15 protein-coding genes are annotated in these 18476 nt (G+C 68.5%); 9 read left to right on the top strand and 6 right to left on the bottom strand.

The window, feature by feature from the left end:
• The 5 genes from ACWC09_RS50285 to ACWC09_RS50265 all read right to left on the bottom strand — a co-directional run.
• Positions 1-665, bottom strand: a 665-nt coding sequence (locus ACWC09_RS50285) for an ATP-binding cassette domain-containing protein (RefSeq protein ID WP_450858750.1), incomplete at its 3' end; no start/stop codon positions are given.
• A 26-nt stretch (positions 666-691) separates the two neighbouring features.
• Positions 692-1729 carry an ABC transporter ATP-binding protein gene (locus tag ACWC09_RS50280; protein WP_450858748.1) on the bottom strand — a complete coding sequence of 346 codons (1038 nt, stop codon included), beginning with the start codon at positions 1727-1729 and terminating at the stop codon, positions 692-694.
• 48 nt (positions 1730-1777) lie between these two features.
• Positions 1778-2758: an ABC transporter permease gene (locus ACWC09_RS50275; protein WP_450858746.1), complete on the bottom strand. Its 981-nt coding sequence runs from the start codon at positions 2756-2758 to the stop codon at positions 1778-1780.
• Between the two features lie 94 nt (positions 2759-2852).
• Positions 2853-4613 carry an ABC transporter substrate-binding protein gene (locus ACWC09_RS50270; RefSeq protein ID WP_450858745.1) on the bottom strand — a complete coding sequence of 587 codons (1761 nt, stop codon included), beginning with the start codon at positions 4611-4613 and terminating at the stop codon, positions 2853-2855.
• Positions 4614-4694: 81 nt separating this feature from the next.
• Positions 4695-5723, bottom strand: coding sequence for an ABC transporter permease (locus ACWC09_RS50265; protein WP_450858743.1), 1029 nt, complete (start codon positions 5721-5723; stop codon positions 4695-4697).
• 462 nt (positions 5724-6185) lie between these two features.
• Here ACWC09_RS50265 and ACWC09_RS50260 point away from each other — a divergent pair, with 462 nt between their 5' ends.
• The 5 genes from ACWC09_RS50260 (at position 6186) to ACWC09_RS50240 (ending at position 11943) form a co-directional block, all read left to right on the top strand.
• Entirely contained in the window at positions 6186-7817 is a 1632-nt protein-coding gene (locus ACWC09_RS50260) for a peptide ABC transporter substrate-binding protein (RefSeq protein ID WP_450858741.1), read from the top strand.
• Between the two features lie 6 nt (positions 7818-7823).
• Positions 7824-8747 carry an ABC transporter permease gene (locus ACWC09_RS50255; protein WP_450858740.1) on the top strand — a complete coding sequence of 308 codons (924 nt, stop codon included), beginning with the start codon at positions 7824-7826 and terminating at the stop codon, positions 8745-8747.
• Entirely contained in the window at positions 8740-9720 is a 981-nt protein-coding gene (locus ACWC09_RS50250) for an ABC transporter permease (protein ID WP_450858738.1), read from the top strand. The genes ACWC09_RS50255 and ACWC09_RS50250 overlap by 8 nt, the downstream gene beginning before the upstream one ends.
• A gap of 191 nt (positions 9721-9911) precedes the next feature.
• The gene (locus tag ACWC09_RS50245) at positions 9912-10886 is read left to right on the top strand and encodes an ABC transporter ATP-binding protein (protein WP_450858736.1); all 975 of its coding nucleotides are present in this window, start codon (positions 9912-9914) and stop codon (positions 10884-10886) included.
• Entirely contained in the window at positions 10879-11943 is a 1065-nt protein-coding gene (locus ACWC09_RS50240) for an ABC transporter ATP-binding protein (protein ID WP_450858734.1), read from the top strand. The genes ACWC09_RS50245 and ACWC09_RS50240 overlap by 8 nt, the downstream gene beginning before the upstream one ends.
• A 128-nt stretch (positions 11944-12071) precedes the next feature.
• Here the strand turns inward: ACWC09_RS50240 and ACWC09_RS50235 are convergent, their stop codons facing one another.
• On the bottom strand, positions 12072-14192 hold the full coding sequence (locus ACWC09_RS50235; protein WP_450858733.1) for a prolyl oligopeptidase family serine peptidase: 2121 nt from the start codon (positions 14190-14192) through the stop codon (positions 12072-12074).
• 188 nt (positions 14193-14380) lie between these two features.
• Between ACWC09_RS50235 and ACWC09_RS50230 the strand changes: the two genes are divergently transcribed.
• From ACWC09_RS50230 to ACWC09_RS50215, 4 genes are all read left to right on the top strand, one after another.
• On the top strand, positions 14381-14575 hold the full coding sequence (locus tag ACWC09_RS50230) for a hypothetical protein (protein ID WP_208781185.1): 195 nt from the start codon (positions 14381-14383) through the stop codon (positions 14573-14575).
• A gap of 19 nt (positions 14576-14594) precedes the next feature.
• Positions 14595-15452, top strand: coding sequence for an N-acetyl-1-D-myo-inositol-2-amino-2-deoxy-alpha-D-glucopyranoside deacetylase (mshB, locus tag ACWC09_RS50225; protein ID WP_450858731.1), 858 nt, complete (start codon positions 14595-14597; stop codon positions 15450-15452).
• The gene (locus ACWC09_RS50220; protein WP_450858729.1) at positions 15449-15859 is read left to right on the top strand and encodes a DUF6113 family protein; all 411 of its coding nucleotides are present in this window, start codon (positions 15449-15451) and stop codon (positions 15857-15859) included. The genes mshB and ACWC09_RS50220 overlap by 4 nt, the downstream gene beginning before the upstream one ends.
• A gap of 154 nt (positions 15860-16013) precedes the next feature.
• A complete protein-coding gene (locus ACWC09_RS50215) occupies positions 16014-18380 on the top strand; it encodes a hypothetical protein (protein ID WP_450858727.1) in 2367 nt (788 codons plus the stop codon).
• The last annotated feature ends 96 nt before the right edge of the window (positions 18381-18476 follow it).

The raw sequence follows: 18476 nt of genomic DNA, 5'->3' as shown, positions 1-18476 counted from the left end.
ACCACCGCCAGGTCGTGGGCGATGAACAGGAACGCGATGCCGAGTTCCTGCTGGACCTTCTGGAGCAGGTTCACCACCTGCGCCTGGATCGAGACATCCAGGGCCGACACCGGCTCGTCCGCCACGATCAGCTTCGGTTCCAGGGCCAACGCCCTTGCCACGCCGATACGCTGCCGCTGGCCACCGGAGAACTCGTGCGGGAAGCGGTTGAAGTGCTCGGGGTTCAGACCGACGATCTCCAGCAGCTCCCGGACACGGTTCTCGCGCCCGCCCGCCGGGTTGATGTCGTTGATCTCCATCGGCCCGGAGACGATCTTGCCGACCGTCTGGCGCGGGTTGAGTGACGCGTACGGGTCCTGGAAGATCATCTGGATCTCGGATCGGATCGGCGCCAACTGGCTACGGCCCGCGTGGGTGATGTCCTGGCCGCGGTAGGAGATCTTCCCACCCGTCGGCTCCAACAGGCGCGTGATCAGTCGGCCGGTCGTGGACTTGCCGCAGCCCGACTCGCCCACCAGGCCCAGGCTCTCGCCCTCGGCGACCTGGAAGTCCAGGCCGTCGACCGCCTGTACGGCCCCGACGGTACGGCGGATCGGGAAGCCGCCCTTGATCGGGAAGTGCTTGGTCAGCCCGGAGACGTCCAGGAGGGGGGTGATGTTGCTCATGGTCGTGAAATCCCGTCTCTTGTCCGTCAGTTGTTCCGGGATACGGCGAAGTCGGCGAAGAATTCCTCGCGCTGCTCCAGAGACAGGTGGCAGGCCGAACCCCGGCCCTCCACCACGTCGAGCACCGGCCGCTCGGTGGAGCACCGGCCGCCCGCGACCTTCTCGGCGAAGGTGCAGCGGGGGTGGAAACGGCAGCCGGAGGGCGGGTTGAGCAGCGAGGGCGGCGAGCCCGGGATCGGGTTCAACGGTATGTCGACCGGGCCGTCGAGGCTCGGCATCGAGCTCAGCAGACCCAGTGTGTAGGGGTGCTGCGGGGTGCTGAGCACCTCCTTCTTGGTGCCGCGCTCCACACAACGGCCGCCGTACATCACCAGCACGTCGTCCGCGATGTCGGCGATGACACCGAGGTCGTGCGTGATGAAGATGATCGCTGTGCCGAACTCCTGCTGGAGGTCCTTGAGCAGGTCCATGATCTGGGCCTGGACCGTCACGTCGAGCGCGGTGGTCGGCTCGTCGGCGACCAGTAGCTCGGGGTCGCAGACGAGTGCCATCGCGATCATCGCGCGCTGGCGCATACCGCCGGAGAACTGGTGCGGGTAGTCGTCCACCCGGATGTCCGGCTGCGGAATCCCGACCCGCTTCAGCATCTCGATCGCCCGCGCCCGGGCCTCCTTCTTGGAGGCGCCGGTGTGCTTGCGGTACGTCTCACCGATCTGCGAGCCGATCGTGTGGAACGGCGACAGGGAGGCCAGCGCGTCCTGGAAGATCATGGACATCTTGTTGCCGCGCAGCTCCTCCAGCTCCCGCTCCTTGGCGGTGAGCAGGTCCTTGCCGTCGAGCAGGATCTCGCCGTCGATCGCCGTGCGGGCGCGGTCGTGCAGCCCCAGGATCGTCAGGTTGGTGACGGACTTGCCGGAACCCGACTCTCCTACGATGCCCAGCGTCCTGCCCTTGACCAGGTCGAAGGAGAGCCCGTCGACGGCCTTGACGATGCCGTCCTCGGTGGAGAAGTGGACCTTGAGGTCCTTTACGGAGAGGAAGGGCTGCTGATCGGTGCTCGTCACGGGGACGCTCCTGAGGGGGTGATGCGGGGTAGGGGGCAACGGCGGAGGTCAGGCGAGCCGGATCCGCGGGTCGATGAGGGCGTAGACGGCGTCGACGAGGATGTTGAAGACCACGATCGCGGCGGCCGCCAGAAGGGTGACCCCCAACAGCATGGGCAGATCGCTCTTCTCGACGGACTGCACCGCGAGCCGGCCGATGCCCTGCAGGCTGAAGGTCTGTTCGGTGATCATCGCGCCGCCGATGAGGGTGGCCAGGTCGATGCCGAAGATGGTGACGATCGGGCCCATCGCACCGCGCCAGGCGAAGCGGAAGAAGACGTTGCGCCGGGACAGGCCCTTGGCCCGGGCAGTGCGGACGTAGTCCTCGCTGAGCGTCTCGACGAGCTGGGAGCGCGTCATACGGGTGTAGTTGGCGGTCCAGATCAGGGACAGCACCAGCCACGGCAGCAGCAGCCCGGAGGCCCATGCGCCCGGGTTGTCGGTGAGTGGCGTGTAGGAGGGGTTGTCGAGGATGCCGAGCTTGGCGACGAGGAAGTACATCGCGATGTAGCCGACGAAGTAGATCTGCAGCGAGGAGCCTACCAACGAGGCCGAACTGGCGACCTTGTCCTGCCACTTGCCCTGCCTGACGGCGGCCACCATTCCTGTACCGACACCGAAGATCAGGAAGACGACGGCCGAGCCGAAGGCGAGGGAGAGGGTCAGCGGCAGACGGTCCAGGATCGTACCCAGGACGGGCTGGCGGTTGGCGAAGGAGTAGCCGAGGCACGGGGCGTCGCAGTTGCCGAAGTCGCCGTAGCTGCGCCCGACGAAGATGCCCTTGAGCCAGTCCCAGTACTGGACCGGGATCGAATGGTCGATGCCCAGGTTCTGCCGGACCTGCTTGAGCATGTCCGGCGTGCAGTTCTTGCCGCAGGACATCATGGCGGGGTCACGCGGCACTGCGTAGAAGAGCCAGAAGGTGACGGCGCTGATGATCAACAGGATGACCAGCGCGCCGAAGGTTCGGCGGATGAGGAAGCGGAACATGCAGCGTGACTTTCCGGACGGGGCGCCGTCGCCGGGGAGTTGAGTGGGGGTGGGCCGCAGGGGGCGGCCGTCGAAACGTCCGCCCCCGACTTGCTTACTTCTTGACGTAGAGCTGCGTCAGCGCGACGCACGTGTTGCCCGCGTCGTACACGACGTTGCCGACCTTGGATCCGTACATCCAGTTGCGGATCGAGTGGTAGTCCGGGACGACCGGCGCGAGCTCCATGATCTGCTTGTCGATGGCGCCCCAGGCCGCGTTGGCCTTGTCCGTGTCCGCGATCGCGGAGGCCGCGTCGATGGCCTTGTTCACGGTCGGGTCGTTGAGCTGGGCATAGTTGCTGCGGCCGTCGCCGATGTTCTTGCCGCTCCAGCAGGGGTAGAAGACCGAGTAGCCGTTCGGCCAGTCCGGGCTCCAGCCGGCCGCGAACAGGTCGTAGCCGTTGTCGATCTTGCCGATCTGGGTGTAGAAGGTCGACTTGTCGATCTGCTTGTTGACGACCTGGAAGCCCGCCGCCTCCAGGGCGTTCTTGATGGCGACGGCCTGCTTCACCGCGTTGTCCGACTGCTGGTAGGCGATGACCAGCTTCTGGCCGACCTTGCCGGCCTCCTTCAGCAGGGCCTTGGCCTTGGCCGGGTCGCCGCCCGGCTTCTTCTCCACGCCGTAGAGGTCGAAGTGCTCGTAGCCCGGCGTGACAGGCGAAAGGATCGTGGAGGCCAGCGCGCTGGTGGACGCGCCACCGCGGATGGTCTGCAGCTGCTGGTGCGGCCAGGCCCAGTTGATGGCCTGACGGACCTTGACGTCCTTGATCCGGGTGGTGTTGATCGGCCAGTAGTAGGTGACCGTGTCGACCTGGGTGAGGACGCGCTTCTTCAGCGTGGCGTTGGTGAGGACCTGGGCGGTGCGCTCGGGGGCGACCTCGTTGAAGATCGACACCGTGTACTGGTCGTTGCCCTTGTCCGCGATGTAGCGGTCGGTGGAGGCGACGAGCTCGAAGCCGAACTGGAAGACGAACTTGTCCGGGTAGGCGTTGCGGATCGCGTCCGTCTTCGGGTCCCAGTGCTCGTTGCGCACGTACGTCAGGGACTTGCCGATCTGGCGGTCGCCGATCTTGTACGGGCCGAGCGCGTACGGACGCTTGTCGTACTTCTCCTTGGTGTCCTTGCTCTTCTTCACCAGGCCGTAACCCGCCATGGCGAGCGTGAAGTTGAAGTCGGCGCGGGCCTCGGAGAGGGTGAAGGTGACGGTCTTGCCGTCGATCTCGATGGAGGACAGGCTCTTGCCGTCGTAGGGACCCTTGTACTTGTCGCCGCCGACCAGCCACTGCTGGACGTAGCGCGGACCCTCGGTGACGAAAGAGGCGAAGAGGCGCTCGAAGGAGTGGCGGACATCGTCCATGGAGAGGTCGGAGCCGTCCTCCCACTTGATCCCGTCCTTGATCGTGAACGACCAGGTCTTGCCGCCGTCCTTCATGGTGCCGGCGTCGGTGGCGACGTCACCGACAAGCGTGCAGCCGCCCTTCTCGTCCACCTTGTAGCCGGTCAGGCCACGCAGGATCGGACGGGTGATGGCCTGCTCGGTGGAGACGTAGATCTGCGCCGGGTCCAGGTGGTCCATGTCGAACTGGTCGAGCGAGTAGATCGTCCCGCCCTTGACCGCGCCCGTGACCTCCGGCGCCGGGCCGGTGGAGTCGGCCTTCGTGCCGACCGGGATGTTCATGGTCTTCGCGTCGGCGACGGAGGGCACCTTGTTCTTCGACGAAGAACTGCTGCTGCCGTTGCTGCAGGCGCTCAGCACGGTGGTGCCGGCCGCGGCCACACCAGTGGCGATCAGGAAGTTTCTACGGGAAAAGGACATGCTGAGCCTGCCTCATGGATGGAGTCGGGACGAATGGGACCAGTCGGGCGTCGTCGACCGGGACCTGGAGTGGAATTCGGGCTACCGCTTGGACTTCGGGTCGAGCGCGTCGCGCACGGAGTCACCGAGCAGGTTGAAGGCGAGGACGAAGATCACCATCGACAGGCCCGGGAAGAGCATGAAGGTGAAGTCCTCGGTGTAGAACTGGGCGCCGCGCCCGATCATGACGCCCCAGTCGGGGGTCGGGTCCGTGATGCCGACTCCCAGGAAGGCGAGGCCCGCTTCGGCGGTCACATAGGCCGGAAGCATCAGCGTGGACTGGATGATGATCGGCGTCCACAGGTTGGGGAGCAGTTCCTTGAACACGATGCGCATCGGAGAAGCGCCGGTCACCTTCGCGGCTTCGACGAACTCCCGCTCGCGCAGGCCGAGTACCTGGCCGCGCAGAAGTCGGGCGATGGAGGCCCAGCCGAAGGCGGACAGCACGATGATCAGGGAGACGGCGATCAGCCAGGTCGGGGTGTTGTCGTCGGGAGCGACGAAGAAGCCGTAGACCACCGGCATGAACGCGATGAAGAAGAGTGTGGACGGGAACGACAGCACGATGTCGATGATCCGGCCGACGAGGTAGTCGGTCCTGCCGCCCAGGTAGCCCGCCGTGACACCGATCACGATACCGAGGACCGTGGTGAGGATCGTGGCCGCCGTGGCAATGCCCAGTGAGGTCCGGATGCCGTAGAGCAGGAACGTGAAGACATCACGTCCGAGCTGGGGTTCGATGCCGAACCAGAACTCAGAGCTCATACCGCCGTTGGGGCCCGCCGGGTACGAGAACGCGTCGAGCAGGCTCGGGTTTTGGCTGGAGTACGACGTGTACGGGTTCTTCCCGTACAGCTTCGCTATCAGTGGCGCGGCGATCGCGATCACGAAGAAGAAGATCACGATATAAGCGGATATGACGCCCGTGCGGTCCCGCTTGAAGCGCTTCCAGGCCAGTCGCCCGGGGGAGCGGCTCTCGTTGCCCTGAGGGGTGGAGGGCGAGGGCGACTTCTGGACGCTCTCGGCGGTCACCTCGAGCGGGGCAGCTGCCGGTGAAGAAGGGGGGGTCATGGTGCTCCTGGCCCAAGGGAGGGTCTGAATGACTCCGCAGGGCACTCCCCTACGGGCTACGCCGGACTTTTTCAACGTAATTCGCTCAGGGTCAATAAATTCTTGGTCGACTTGGGTTTCTCTTTACTGTCTTTGCCTTTACTTGACTGATCTGTAGCTACGCGTGTAGCGTGCCGTGATCGATCCGTGTCCGGATTCGGGCCAACTTCGCGAAACGGGCAACGAGTTCGATATACGGACGCCTGTGTATCGAAATCTGTACACCCCGTCGTAACAATCCAACGTTTCGGCATCGGATGGCGAAGATCCATTGCGCCCCGAACGGAAGATCCACATCGGTCGACCGCCATCCGGATGGCGCGCCCCGTGAAAGATCCACGGATGGGCTCGGCGCGTATGCGGCACGTCCTCTTTGAGTTGATATTTGCCGGTAACGGACTGGCATTCCTGAGGAGGCACTCCATGCGTGGAGCCACGCACGCCACATGGGCCGCATGCGCGGTGGCGGTCGCACTCGCCGCGACGGCCTGTGGGGGCGGGGGAAGCAGCAGCAGCGGCGGCGGCGACGGCGCGGTGCTCAGCTCCTCCTGGGGTGACCCGCAGAACCCGCTGGAGCCCGCCAACACCAACGAGGTGCAGGGCGGCAAGGTCCTGGACATGATCTTCCGCGGGCTCAAGCGGTACGACCCGAAGACCGGCGCGGCCCAGGACATGCTCGCCGAGAAGATCGACACCACCGACTCGCAGAACTTCACCATCACCGTCAAGAGCGGCTGGAAGTTCAGCAACGGCGAGGCGGTCACCGCCAAGTCCTTCGTCGACGCCTGGAACTACGGCGCCAGCCTGAAGAACAACCAGAAGAACGCGTACTTCTTCGGGTACATCGAGGGCTACGACAAGACGCACCCGGACACCGGCACCCAGACCGCCGACACCCTCTCCGGCCTCAAGGTCACCGGTGACCGGACCTTCACCGTCAAGCTGACCCAGAAGTTCTCGACCTTCCCGGACACCCTCGGCTACTCGGCCTACGACCCCCTGCCCCAGGCCTTCTTCACCGACCACGCCGCCTGGATCAAGAAGCCGGTCGGCAACGGCCCGTACGCGGTGGAGTCGTACACCAAGGGTTCGACGATGTCCCTGAGGAAGTGGGACGGCTACCCCGGCACCGACAAGGCGCAGAACGGCGGCGTCGACCTCAAGGTCTACACCGACAACAACACCGCCTACACCGACCTGATGGCCGGCAACCTCGACCTCGTCGACGACGTCCCGGCCGCCCAGCTCAAGAACGTCAAGAGCGACCTCGGCGACCGCTATCTGAACACCCCCGCCGGCATCATCCAGACGCTCGCGTTCCCGTACTACGACAAGGACTGGAACAAGAGCGGCTCGGAGAAGGTCCGCAAGGGTCTGTCCATGGCGATCAACCGCGAGCAGATCACCGAGACGATCTTCCAGAAGACCCGCACCCCGGCCACCGACTGGACCTCACCGGTCCTCGGCACCAAGGGCGGCTTCCAGGACGGGCTGTGCGGGGACGGCTGCGAGTACAAGCCGGACGAGGCGAAGAAGCTGGTCCAGGAGGGCGGCGGGCTGCCCGGCGGCCAGGTCAAGATCACGTACAACGCGGACACGGGCTCGCACAAGGAGTGGGTGGACGCCGTGTGCAACTCCATCAACAACGCGCTCGGCAACGACAAGGCCTGCGTCGGGAATCCGGTCGGTACGTTCGCGGACTTCCGGAACCAGATCGGGCAGCACAAGATGACGGGCCCGTTCCGGGCCGGCTGGCAGATGGACTATCCGCTCATCCAGAACTTCCTGCAGCCCCTCTACTACACCAACGCCTCCTCCAACGACGGCAAGTGGTCCAACAAGGACTTCGACAAGCTCGTCGACCAGGCCAACAGTGAGAGCGACACAGCCAAGGCGATCTCCCTCTTCCAGGACGCCGAGAAGGTCGTACGCGACAACATGGCCGCCATTCCGCTCTGGTACCAGAACGGCAGCGCGGGCTGGTCCGACCGGCTCTCCAACGTCGCCCTCAACCCGTTCAGCGTGCCGGTCTACAACGAGATCAAGGTGGGCTGAGCGCCCATGGGACGGTACGTGGTCCGGCGTCTGCTCCAGATGATCCCGGTGTTCATCGGGGCCACGCTGCTGATCTTCCTGATGGTGAACGTGATGGGCGACCCCATCGCGGGCCTGTGCGGCGAGCGGCAGTGCGACGCGGCCACGGCCGCCCAGCTGAAGAAGGAGTTCGGCCTCGACAAGCCCGTGTGGCAGCAATACCTGACCTACATGGGGAACGTCTTCACCGGCGACTTCGGCACCGCCTTCAACGGCCAGAAGGTGACCGACCTGATGTCGACGGCGTTCCCCGTCACGATCCGGCTGACGCTCGTCGCGATCCTCTTCGAGATCGTCATCGGCATCACGCTGGGCGTGGTCACGGGGCTGCGGCGCGGCCGGCCCGCCGACACGTCGGTGCTTCTGGCCACCCTCGTCGTCATCTCCGTCCCGACCTTCGTCACCGGCCTGCTGCTGCAGCTGCTGCTCGGCGTCGAGTGGGGCTGGATCAAACCGTCGGTCTCCTCGGACGCCACCTTCGGCGAGCTGATCGTGCCGGGCCTGGTCCTGGCCTCCGTGTCCCTCGCCTACGTCACCCGGCTGACCCGCACCTCCATCGCGGAGAACCGCCGCTCCGACTACGTCCGCACGGCCGTCGCCAAGGGTCTGCCCCGCCGGCGGGTGATCATCCGGCACCTGCTGCGCAACTCCCTGATCCCCGTGGTCACCTTCATCGGCACCGACATCGGCGCCCTGATGGGCGGCGCGATCGTCACCGAGCGGATCTTCAACATCCACGGCGTCGGCTACCAGCTCTACCAGGGCATCCTGCGGCAGAACACGCAGACGGTCGTCGGCTTCGTGACCGTCCTCGTCCTCGTCTTCCTGGTGGCCAACCTGATCGTCGACCTCCTGTACGCCGTACTCGACCCGAGGATCCGCTATGCCTGAGCAGCCGTACGAACCGGAGGGCGCCATCGCCGGCACCGGCATGGGCGGCGCGATGGACCTCGCGACGAGCGAGGCGACGACCCTGGAGAGGACACCGGACGGCCCCGAGGGCACCGGCCCCCAGGGCAAGCCCCGGTCCCTGTGGTCCGACGCCTGGCGCGATCTGCGCCGCAACCCCGTCTTCATCATCTCGGGGCTGGTGATCCTCTTCCTGGTCGTCATCTCCCTGTGGCCGTCCCTGATCGCCTCGGGCAACCCGCTCAAGTGCGACCTCTCCAAGGCCCAGGAGGGCTCCCAGCCGGGGCATCCCTTCGGCTACGACGGCCAGGGCTGCGACGTCTACACACGCACCGTGTACGGGACCCGCATCTCGATCAGCGTCGGCGTTCTGGCCACGGCCGGCATCGCGCTCCTCGGCTCGTTCCTCGGCGGGCTCGCCGGGTACTTCGGCGGGGGCTGGGACTCCCTGACGTCCCGGGTCACCGACATCTTCTTCGCCATCCCGGTCGTGCTCGGCGGTCTCGTCCTGCTCTCCGTGGTGACCAGCAACACCATCTGGCCGGTCATCGGGTTCATGGTGCTGCTCGGCTGGACGCAGGTCTACCGCATCGCACGCGGCGCGGTCATCACCGCCAAACAGAACGACTACGTGCAGGCCGCCCGCGCCCTGGGCGCCTCCGACTCCCGCATCCTGCTGCGCCACATCGCGCCCAACGCGGTCGCCCCGGTGATCGTCGTGGCGACCATCGCGCTGGGTACCTACATCGCCCTGGAAGCCACCCTGTCCTACCTCGGCGTCGGCCTGAAGCCGCCCACGGTCAGCTGGGGCATCGACATCTCCTCGGCCTCCGCCTACATCCGCAACGCCCCGCACATGCTCCTCTGGCCGGCCGGCGCCCTGGCGATCACCGTCCTCGCCTTCATCATGCTCGGCGACGCGGTACGCGACGCCCTCGACCCGAAGCTGAGGTGACGGCGTCATGGCGCTGGACATCCCGGGCCACGGGAAGGGGCCACGGGCGAGCCGAGTCCGCATCGACGCGGCACAGGGCATTCCGGCCCAGATCCCCCGTTCCGACCCACACGGTCCGGGACTCCTGCACCGCTCGGCGGGACGCCCTCGTGCGCGACGCCCTCGACCCGAAGCTGAGGTGAGCCGTCGTCATGCTGCTCGAAGTGCGTGACCTGCATGTGGAGTTCCGGACCCGGGACGGGGTCGCCAAGGCCGTCAACGGGGTCGACTACGGCGTGGACGCGGGAGAGACGCTCGCCGTGCTGGGGGAGTCGGGGTCGGGGAAGTCGGTGACCGCGCAGGCCGTGATGGGGATTCTCGACACTCCGCCGGGGAGGATCACCCGCGGCGAGATCCTCTTCCAGGGCAAGGACCTGCTGAAGCTCAAGGAGGAGGAGCGGAGGAGGGTCCGGGGCGCCGAGATGGCGATGATCTTCCAGGACGCGCTGTCCTCCCTGAACCCCGTGCTCTCGGTGGGCGACCAGCTCGGCGAGATGTTCGTCGTGCACCGGGGGATGTCCAGGAAGGACGCGCGGGCCAAGGCCGTCGAGCTGATGGACCGGGTGCGCATCCCGGGCGCCGCGGCCCGGGTCAAGGACTATCCGCACCAGTTCTCCGGCGGTATGCGCCAGCGCATCATGATCGCGATGGCGCTCGCCCTGGAGCCGGCCCTCATCATCGCCGACGAGCCCACGACCGCGCTCGACGTCACCGTCCAGGCCCAGGTCATGGACCTGCTCGCGGACCTGCAGCGCGAGTACAACATGGGGCTCATCCTCATCACCCACGACCTCGGCGTGGTCGCCGACGTCGCCGACCGGATCGCCGTGATGTACGCGGGCCGGATCGTCGAGTCGGCGCCGGTGCACGACATCTACAAGGCGCCCGCGCACCCGTACACCAGGGGCCTGTTGGAGTCGATCCCGCGCCTGGACCAGAAGGGGCAGGAGCTCTACGCCATCAAGGGTCTGCCACCCAACCTCATGCACATCCCGCCGGGCTGCGCCTTCAACCCCCGCTGTCCGATGGCCCAGGACGTGTGCCGCACCGACGTTCCGCCTCTGTACGAGGTTGATCAGGACCGGGGCAGTGCCTGCCACTTCTGGAGGGAGTGCCTCAATGGTTGAGCGAGAGCCGATCCTGGACGTGAGTGGACTGGTCAAGCACTACCCGTTGACCCGGGGCATTCTGTTCAAGAAACAGATCGGTGCCGTCAAGGCGGTTGACGGTGTGGACTTCACGCTCGACAAGGGAGAGACCCTCGGCATCGTCGGGGAGTCCGGCTGCGGCAAGTCAACTGTTGCCAAGATGCTCGTCAACCTTGAGCGCCCGACCGCGGGATTGATCAGATACAAGGGCGATGACATCGGCAAGATGTCCGCCAAGGCGCTCAAGTCGGTCCGCCGCAACATCCAGATGGTCTTCCAGGACCCGTACACCTCGCTCAACCCCCGTATGACCGTGGGCGACATCATCGGGGAGCCCTACGAGATCCACCCCGAGGTGGCCCCGAAGGGCGACCGGCGCACGAAGGTCCAGGAGTTGCTGGACGTCGTCGGGCTCAACCCCGAGTACATCAACCGCTATCCGCACCAGTTCTCCGGCGGCCAGCGCCAACGCATCGGCATCGCCCGGGGGTTGGCACTGCGCCCGGAGGTCATCGTCGCCGACGAACCGGTCTCCGCGCTGGACGTCTCCGTGCAGGCCCAGGTGATCAACCTGATGGCCCGGCTGCAGAACGAGTTCGAGCTGTCGTACGTCTTCATCGCGCACGACCTGTCGATCGTCCGGCACATCTCGGACCGGGTCGGGGTGATGTACCTCGGGCGGATCGTGGAGATCGGCAGGGGCGAGGAGATCTACGACCACCCGACGCACCCCTACACCCAGGCGCTGCTCTCCGCGGTCCCCGTGCCCGACCCGGAGGCCCGGGAGCACCGGGAGCGGATCATCCTCGCCGGTGATGTTCCGTCCCCGACGAACGTCCCCTCCGGCTGCCGTTTCCGCACCCGCTGCTGGAAGGCGCAGGAGCGGTGCGCGCTGGAGGTGCCACTGCTCGCGGTGCCGGCGGAGTTCCGGCTCGCGAGCGGGCCGGCCGCGCATGACTCGGCTTGCCACTTCGCGGAAGAGAAGCAGGTCGTGCCGCCGGAGGAGCCGGGAGCAGACGGCAACGGACCGGGGTGACATGGCGCACCCCGGTCCGTTTACGGCACCCGCACGGCCGTACGCTCATTAGACTGACGCGTCCGTATATCGGGATCGGGTCGGCCAAGTTGCCTACGTGTTAACGCGGTTGATGTGTGTTTGCGTGGTTATGCCAGGCCGAGCGAGCGCTTCAGGAAGTCCAGCTGGAGCCGCAGCAGATTCTCCGCGACCGTCTCCTGCGGGGTCATGTGGGTCACCCCGGACAGCGGCAGCACCTCGTGCGGGCGGCCCGCGGCCAGCAGGGCCGAGGACAGCCGCAGGGAGTGGGCGACCACCACGTTGTCGTCGGCGAAGCCGTGAACGAGCATCATCGGGCGGTGCGGCTCGGCCGCGTCCACCAGACCGTCGTCGTCGATCAGCGAGTTACGGCGGTAGACCTCCGGCTGCTCGTCCGGGTGGCCGAGGTAGCGCTCCTGGTAGTGGGTGTCGTACAGGCGCAGGTCGGTGACCGGGGCGCCCACCACCGCCGCGTGGAAGACGTCCGGGCGGCGCAGTGCCGCGAGGGCCGCCAGATAGCCGCCGAAGGACCAGCCGCGGATCGCGACCCGGCCGAGGTCCAGCGGGAAGTCGGCGGCGAGCGCCTGGAGGGCGTCCACCTGGTCCTGGAGCACGACCTCGGCCAGGTCGTCGCGGACCGCCTTCTCCCAGGCGGGGGAGCGGCCCGGGGTGCCCCGTCCGTCGGCGACGACCACCGCGAACCCCTGGTCGGCGAACCACTGCGAGGTGAGATGCGGATGGTGCGCGGCGACCACCCGCTGGCCGTGCGGACCCCCGTACGGGTCCAGCAAAACCGGAAGGGGATCGTCACCTTGGTAGTCCTGAGGCAACAGCACGGCGCACGGGATTCGCCGTGCGCCCCCCTCGGTGAGGATCACGCGCGGGGACATACCGGGATCTTCGGCGTACGAGGGGATGGTCGCCGTCTGCTTGCCGTCTCGCAGCACCTGCACCTGCGCGCCCGCCCGACCGGGCGTCGCCGACACCAGTACGGTCACGCCCCCGGCGCGCACCGCCGAGTGCACGCCGGCTTCCTGCGAGACGCGCTCCAGGCCGAGCTCGCTGACGCGGTAGACGTGCACTTCGCCGATCTCGAGGGACTCGGCCTCCGCGCCCGCCGAGGCGGAGACCAGCACGTCGTCGGCGGTCACGTCCAGGACCGCGCGTACATGCAACTGCGGTCCGGTCAGCGGGCGTTCGCCCACCGCGAGGACGCGCGCGCCGCCCTCGTCGGTGATCCGCACGAGCTGCCCCGAGGGGCTCCAGCAGGGCACCCCGGGGAAAAGATCCAGCCAAACTGGATCTTCGTCCGCGTGCACCAGCCGGGTCGCGCCGGTGTCCGGGTCCACGGCCAGGAACAGCTGGCTGCGCTGGTCCCGGGCCTGGACCAGGAGCAGCGGGGCACCCGCCGCTGACCAGTGCACATGCGCCAGATACGGGTAGCGCGCCCAGTCCCAGACGACCTCCGTGCGCGACCCGTCGAGGCCGATCACGAACAGCCGTACGTCCGCGTTGTCCGTCCCCGCCGCCGGATACGGGACGTGCTGTGGGTCACGTTCCGGATGGGCGGGGTCGGAGATCCACCAGCGTCGTACCGGCGTGTCGTCCACGCGCGCGACGAGCAGCCGGTCCGCGTCCGGCGACCACCAGAAGCCCCGCGAGCGCCCCATCTCCTCGGCCGCGATGAACTCGGCCAGCCCATAGGTGACGTGGGCCGACTCCGGCTCCGCGAGCGCCCGTTCACCCTCGCCCTCGGCGCCCACCACCCGCAGGGCGCCCTGGGCGACGTACGCGACGAAGCGGCCGTCGGGGGAGGGGCGCGGGTCGATCACCGGTCCGGGGACGGGGAGCTCACGTGCCGTGCCGGCCCGCAGCTCGGCCGTGAAAAGCCGCCCCGACAAGGCGAAAGACGCCAACTCCACGTCCCCGTCGGTGGCGTAGCCGACGATCCCGGCGCCGCCCTCACGGCTGCGTTCCCGGCGCGCCCGCTCCTCGGGCGAGAGCTCCTCGTCGGTGCCGCCGAGCAGGGCGCGCGGGTCGGCCGCCACGCGCTCCCCGCCGTCCGCGAGATCGAGAACCCAGAGCGCATTCGCCCTGTCCGTGCCGGAGGCGGAGCGCAGGAACACGACACGGGCGCCGTCGGGCGCCACCGTGAACGCGCGGGGCGCGCCGAGCGTGAAGCGCTGGGTGCGGGCGTGCCGGCGGGGGAAGGAGTCGGACGTCGTCGTCATGCCCCGACCATATTGGCCATGCGCCCCCTTGTGCGGCCGTGCGCCGACCGATGCGCAGGTCCGGATAGTTATGATCACTAGCGCATAGTGGGTATGAACCTGCTGGTCCTTGTGGGTTTGTCCGCAAGGATTTTGTTGCCCCTTGGTCCGACTCCCCGCGCTCTTGGGATCTTTGGAGGTGAGCCGCCGTGGCACTCTCGATTTCGGCGGTGGTGCTGCTGGCGATCGTCGTCTTCCTGCTGGTCAGGAAGTCAGGGCTGAAGGGCGGGCATGCCGTCGTCTGCATCCTCCTGGGGTTCTATCTCGCCTCCTCGACGGTCGCGCCCACGATCAACGATCTGACGACGAACATCGCGAGCATGATCGGCAGCATCAAGTTCTGACGTGCGTAGGGTGGGGGCCATGACGGAATCCCCCGCCCGTCGTCTGCTGCTCGTGCACGCGCATCCGGACGACGAGTCGATCAACAACGGCGCGACCATGGCCAGGTACGCGGCCGAGGGTACCCGTGTGACCCTGGTCACCTGCACCCTCGGTGAGCTCGGCGAGGTCATCCCGCCGGAGCTCCGGCACCTCACCGGCGCCGCACTCGGGGAGTACCGCCTCGGCGAGCTCACCGCCGCCATGGGTGAGCTCGGCGTCACGGACTTCCGTCAGCTCGGTGTCCCGGGCCGCTACCGGGACTCCGGGATGATGGGGCTGCCCGACAACGACGACCCCGCCTGCTTCTGGCAGGCCGACGTCGACGAGGCCGCCCGGCATCTGGTCGAGGTGATCCTGGAGGTACGCCCCCAGGTGCTCGTCACCTACGACGACAACGGCGGCTACGGCCACCCCGACCACATCCAGGCCCACCGCGTCGCCCTGCGCGCCGCCGAACTGGCCGCGGGGGAGGGCTGGGAGATCCCCAAGGTGTACTGGAACCGGGTGCCCCGGTCGATCGCCGAGGGTGCTTTCGCCCGGCTTGCGGAGGATCTGCCCACCCTGCCCTTCTCCAAGGCCGCCGTCATCGACGACGTCCCCGGAGTGGTCGACGACGACCGCGTCACCGCCGAGATCGACGGCACCGCGCACGCCGCCGCCAAGGCCGCCGCGATGCGGGCACACGCGACGCAGATCGAGGTCGCGGGGCCGTACTTCGCGCTCTCCAACGAGCTCGCGCAACCCCTCTTCACCACCGAGTACTACGAGTTGGTGCGCGGGCGGGCGGGAGCCGCGCGGGAGACCGACCTGTTCGCGGGCATCGAGGAGGCGTCATGAGCGACCGCGGTCCCGCGCTGGCCCAGCCGCTGCGGGCGCCCTCCGCGGGGCGGGTCGTGCTGTACATCGGACTGGCCGTGCTCGGCGCGGTGGTCGGGGCCGCCGGTGCGCTGGTGCAGGCCGCGTGGTTCCCCGGCGGGCTGCTGCTCGCGCTCGCCGGTGAGGCCGGGCTCTGTCTCGGCGGGGGCTGGGCCGTGCGCGGCCGGGGCGGGGCCGCCGCGCCCGCGGCCGGCTGGATCATCGCCGTCATCCTGCTCACCGCCAGCCGCCCGGAGGGTGACTTCCTGTTCGGTGCGGGAGGCGGCTCGTACCTCTTCCTCCTCGGCGGTATGGCTGTTGCTGTGATCTGCGCCACCATCGGACAGGGATGGCAACCTGGCGGCGGTGACGTCCGACTTGGCAAGTGACGTACCACTTCGCCATTAACCGCGCGTGGGAGTCCCGTGTGGGTTTCCCCGGCGGTCGTGGGATACGGCCCAGAAGTGGCCAGTATGGTGGTGCGCGCCGCCGAGCTGCCCGTGAGGTCATGTCGGGCGGCGGAGCCAACCGGGAGAACCTGCCTTGAGTCGTGAAACTGACACTCCGTCCTCCGGGCCCAACGGGCACAACGGAGCCGCCTATCCGTCGGGCACGCCGCCGTACGGCACCCCCGCGGTTTCCGATGGCGGTACGGACGCGGGCCGTTCGGCCGCGCAGCCGGAGGAACGCAAGACTGAGACCACGCTGACGACCCGGATCCGGATCAACATCCCCGGGTCGCGGCCCATTCCGCCGGTCGTCGTGCGGACGCCGGTGGCGGACGCCGAGAGCTCCGAGCGGACCGGCGAGACCGAGCTGCCGACGCCGGGGGTGACCCAGGCCATGAGTACCGTCGAGCCTCCGGCCGAGCCCGCGCCTCCGGCCGGGGAGAAGGCCAGCGACTGGTTCGCGCCCCGCAAGTCCGGCCCGGCCAAGGGCGGTCAGGGCGGCGGCGCCACCAACGGGGCCGGGCTACCCGGTGGTTCGGGTGCCGCTGCGCCCGGTGCGGGTACCGGAGCGGCTCCCGGCGCGGGCGCCGCGCGTCCCTCCGGGCCCGGCGCGGGTCTTCCCGGCGGTGCGCGACAGGGCGGCCGCCCCGGTGGCGTGGTCGGCTCCATGAGTGTGCCGGGCGGCTCCCGGGCCGGCGGCGCACGACCGGGCCAGACCAACGGCGCCGGGCTCCCCGGCGCGACCGGCGGTCCGGTGGCTCCCGGCCACGGCGGCGGCACCGGCTCCTTCGACGTCACCGAGGCGCTGGCCGCGGGCCCGCTGGGCGGCAACGGCACGCGTCCCGGCGCCGGTGAGCCGCGCCGCGACGACCTGCCGTTCTTCTCGGAGGGCGACGGCGGCACCCAGAACGGCTACAGCGCCCAGAACGGACAGAACTCGCAGAACGGCCAAGGCGGTTACGGCGGCCCGGGCGGCGCGAGCGGCTTCAACGGGCCGAACGGCGGCCAGGGCGGACCCCAGGGCCCCGCGGGCCCGACCGGCGGCCCGGTCACGGGCGACGGCCCGAGGGTCCCGCCGATCGGCGTGGGCCCCTCCGGTCCCGGCGCGGGCACGGGCCCCTTCCGCCCCGGCGCGGGCAACGGCGCCGGACCTCTGGGTCCGGGCTCCGGCAACGGCCTCGGTCCCGGCGGCCCCCCCGGCCCCGGCTCCGGCATCAACGCGGGCCCCCAGGGCGCCGGTCTCGGCCCCGGTGGCGGTCTCAGCGACGACACCGCGATCCTCACCCCGCAGAAGCCGGCCCCCGAGCCCGGCTCGGGGGGCTACCCGGCCCCGGACAACATCTCCGGACAGACCGTCACCAGTGGCATTCCGGTCGTCCCGCCGGGCTCCAACTCCCCGTTCGGGCCGGGTGCGTTCGGCCAGGACGAGCGCCCCGACGGTCCGGGCCCGCACACGCCCCCGAAGCTGCCCGAGCCGAGCTCGCAGAAGGCGTCCGCCGCCCCCAAGAAAAAGAAGAAGGGGCGCAACAAGCTGGTCCTGCTCGGCGGCGTCGCGGTCGTCGCCGGCGTCGGTGCCTACGGCGCCGGCCTGCTGATGAACCACTCCGACGTGCCCAAGGGCACCACCGTGCTCGGCGTCGACATCGGCGGCGGCACCCGCGACGACGCCGTCAAGAAGCTCGACGCGGCCTTCGGCGACCGGGTGAACAAGCCGTTGAAGCTGTCCGTCGGCGGCAAGACCGTCGAGCTCAAGCCGGACCAGGCGGGGCTCCAGTTCGACGAGCAGTCCACGGTCTCCGCGGCCGCGCAGGCCGACTACAACCCGATCTCCGTGATCGGCTCCCTCTTCGGCAACCACCGGGTCGTCGACCCGGTCATGCCGGTCGACGAGGAGAAGCTGACGGCGGCCCTGCAGACCGCGTCCGGCGGCTCCGGCTCGATGACCAACGGCACGATCCAGTTCAAGTCCGGCAAGGCCGTGGCCGTCTACGGCAAGGCGGGCAAGGGCATCGACGCCGCCAAGTCGGTCCAGGCGGTCGAGGAGGCGTACCGCAGCCAGGTGGAGACGAACTCCACCGACCAGGTGGCGGTCGTCACCACGACCCAGCAGCCGTCGATCACGAACGCCGAGGTCGACCGGGAGATGAAGGCCTTCGCCGAGCCCGCGATGTCGGGGCTCGTCACGGTCAAGGCGGACGCGGGCGGCACGCCGGTGGTCTTCAGTCCGCAGAACTCCCTGTGGAAGTTCCTGAAGGTCAAGGCCGTCAACGGCAAGCTCGTCGACAACCCCGACCTCACCGCGCTCAAGAACCTCTACGGCGGAGCCTTCGACGGCGTCCAGATCACCCGAGGCACCGGCAAGAAGACCGCCGTCACGCCCCAGGACGTCTACGTCGCCCTGCGCCAGGCCCTGCTCAGCAAGACCAACCGGGTCGGCGTCATCGAGACCAACCCGAGCTAGGGCCTGCTGCGAAAGTCCCGTCGTCCGCCCGTAGGGCGGGGCCTGCGGCGTCCGGTGCGTGCTCTCGGCGTGCCGGGTGCAGGCCCTCGTACTGGA

It is taken from the genome of Streptomyces sp. NPDC001617 (assembly GCF_053596855.1).
This window is presented reverse-complemented; position numbering and strand designations above follow the sequence as displayed.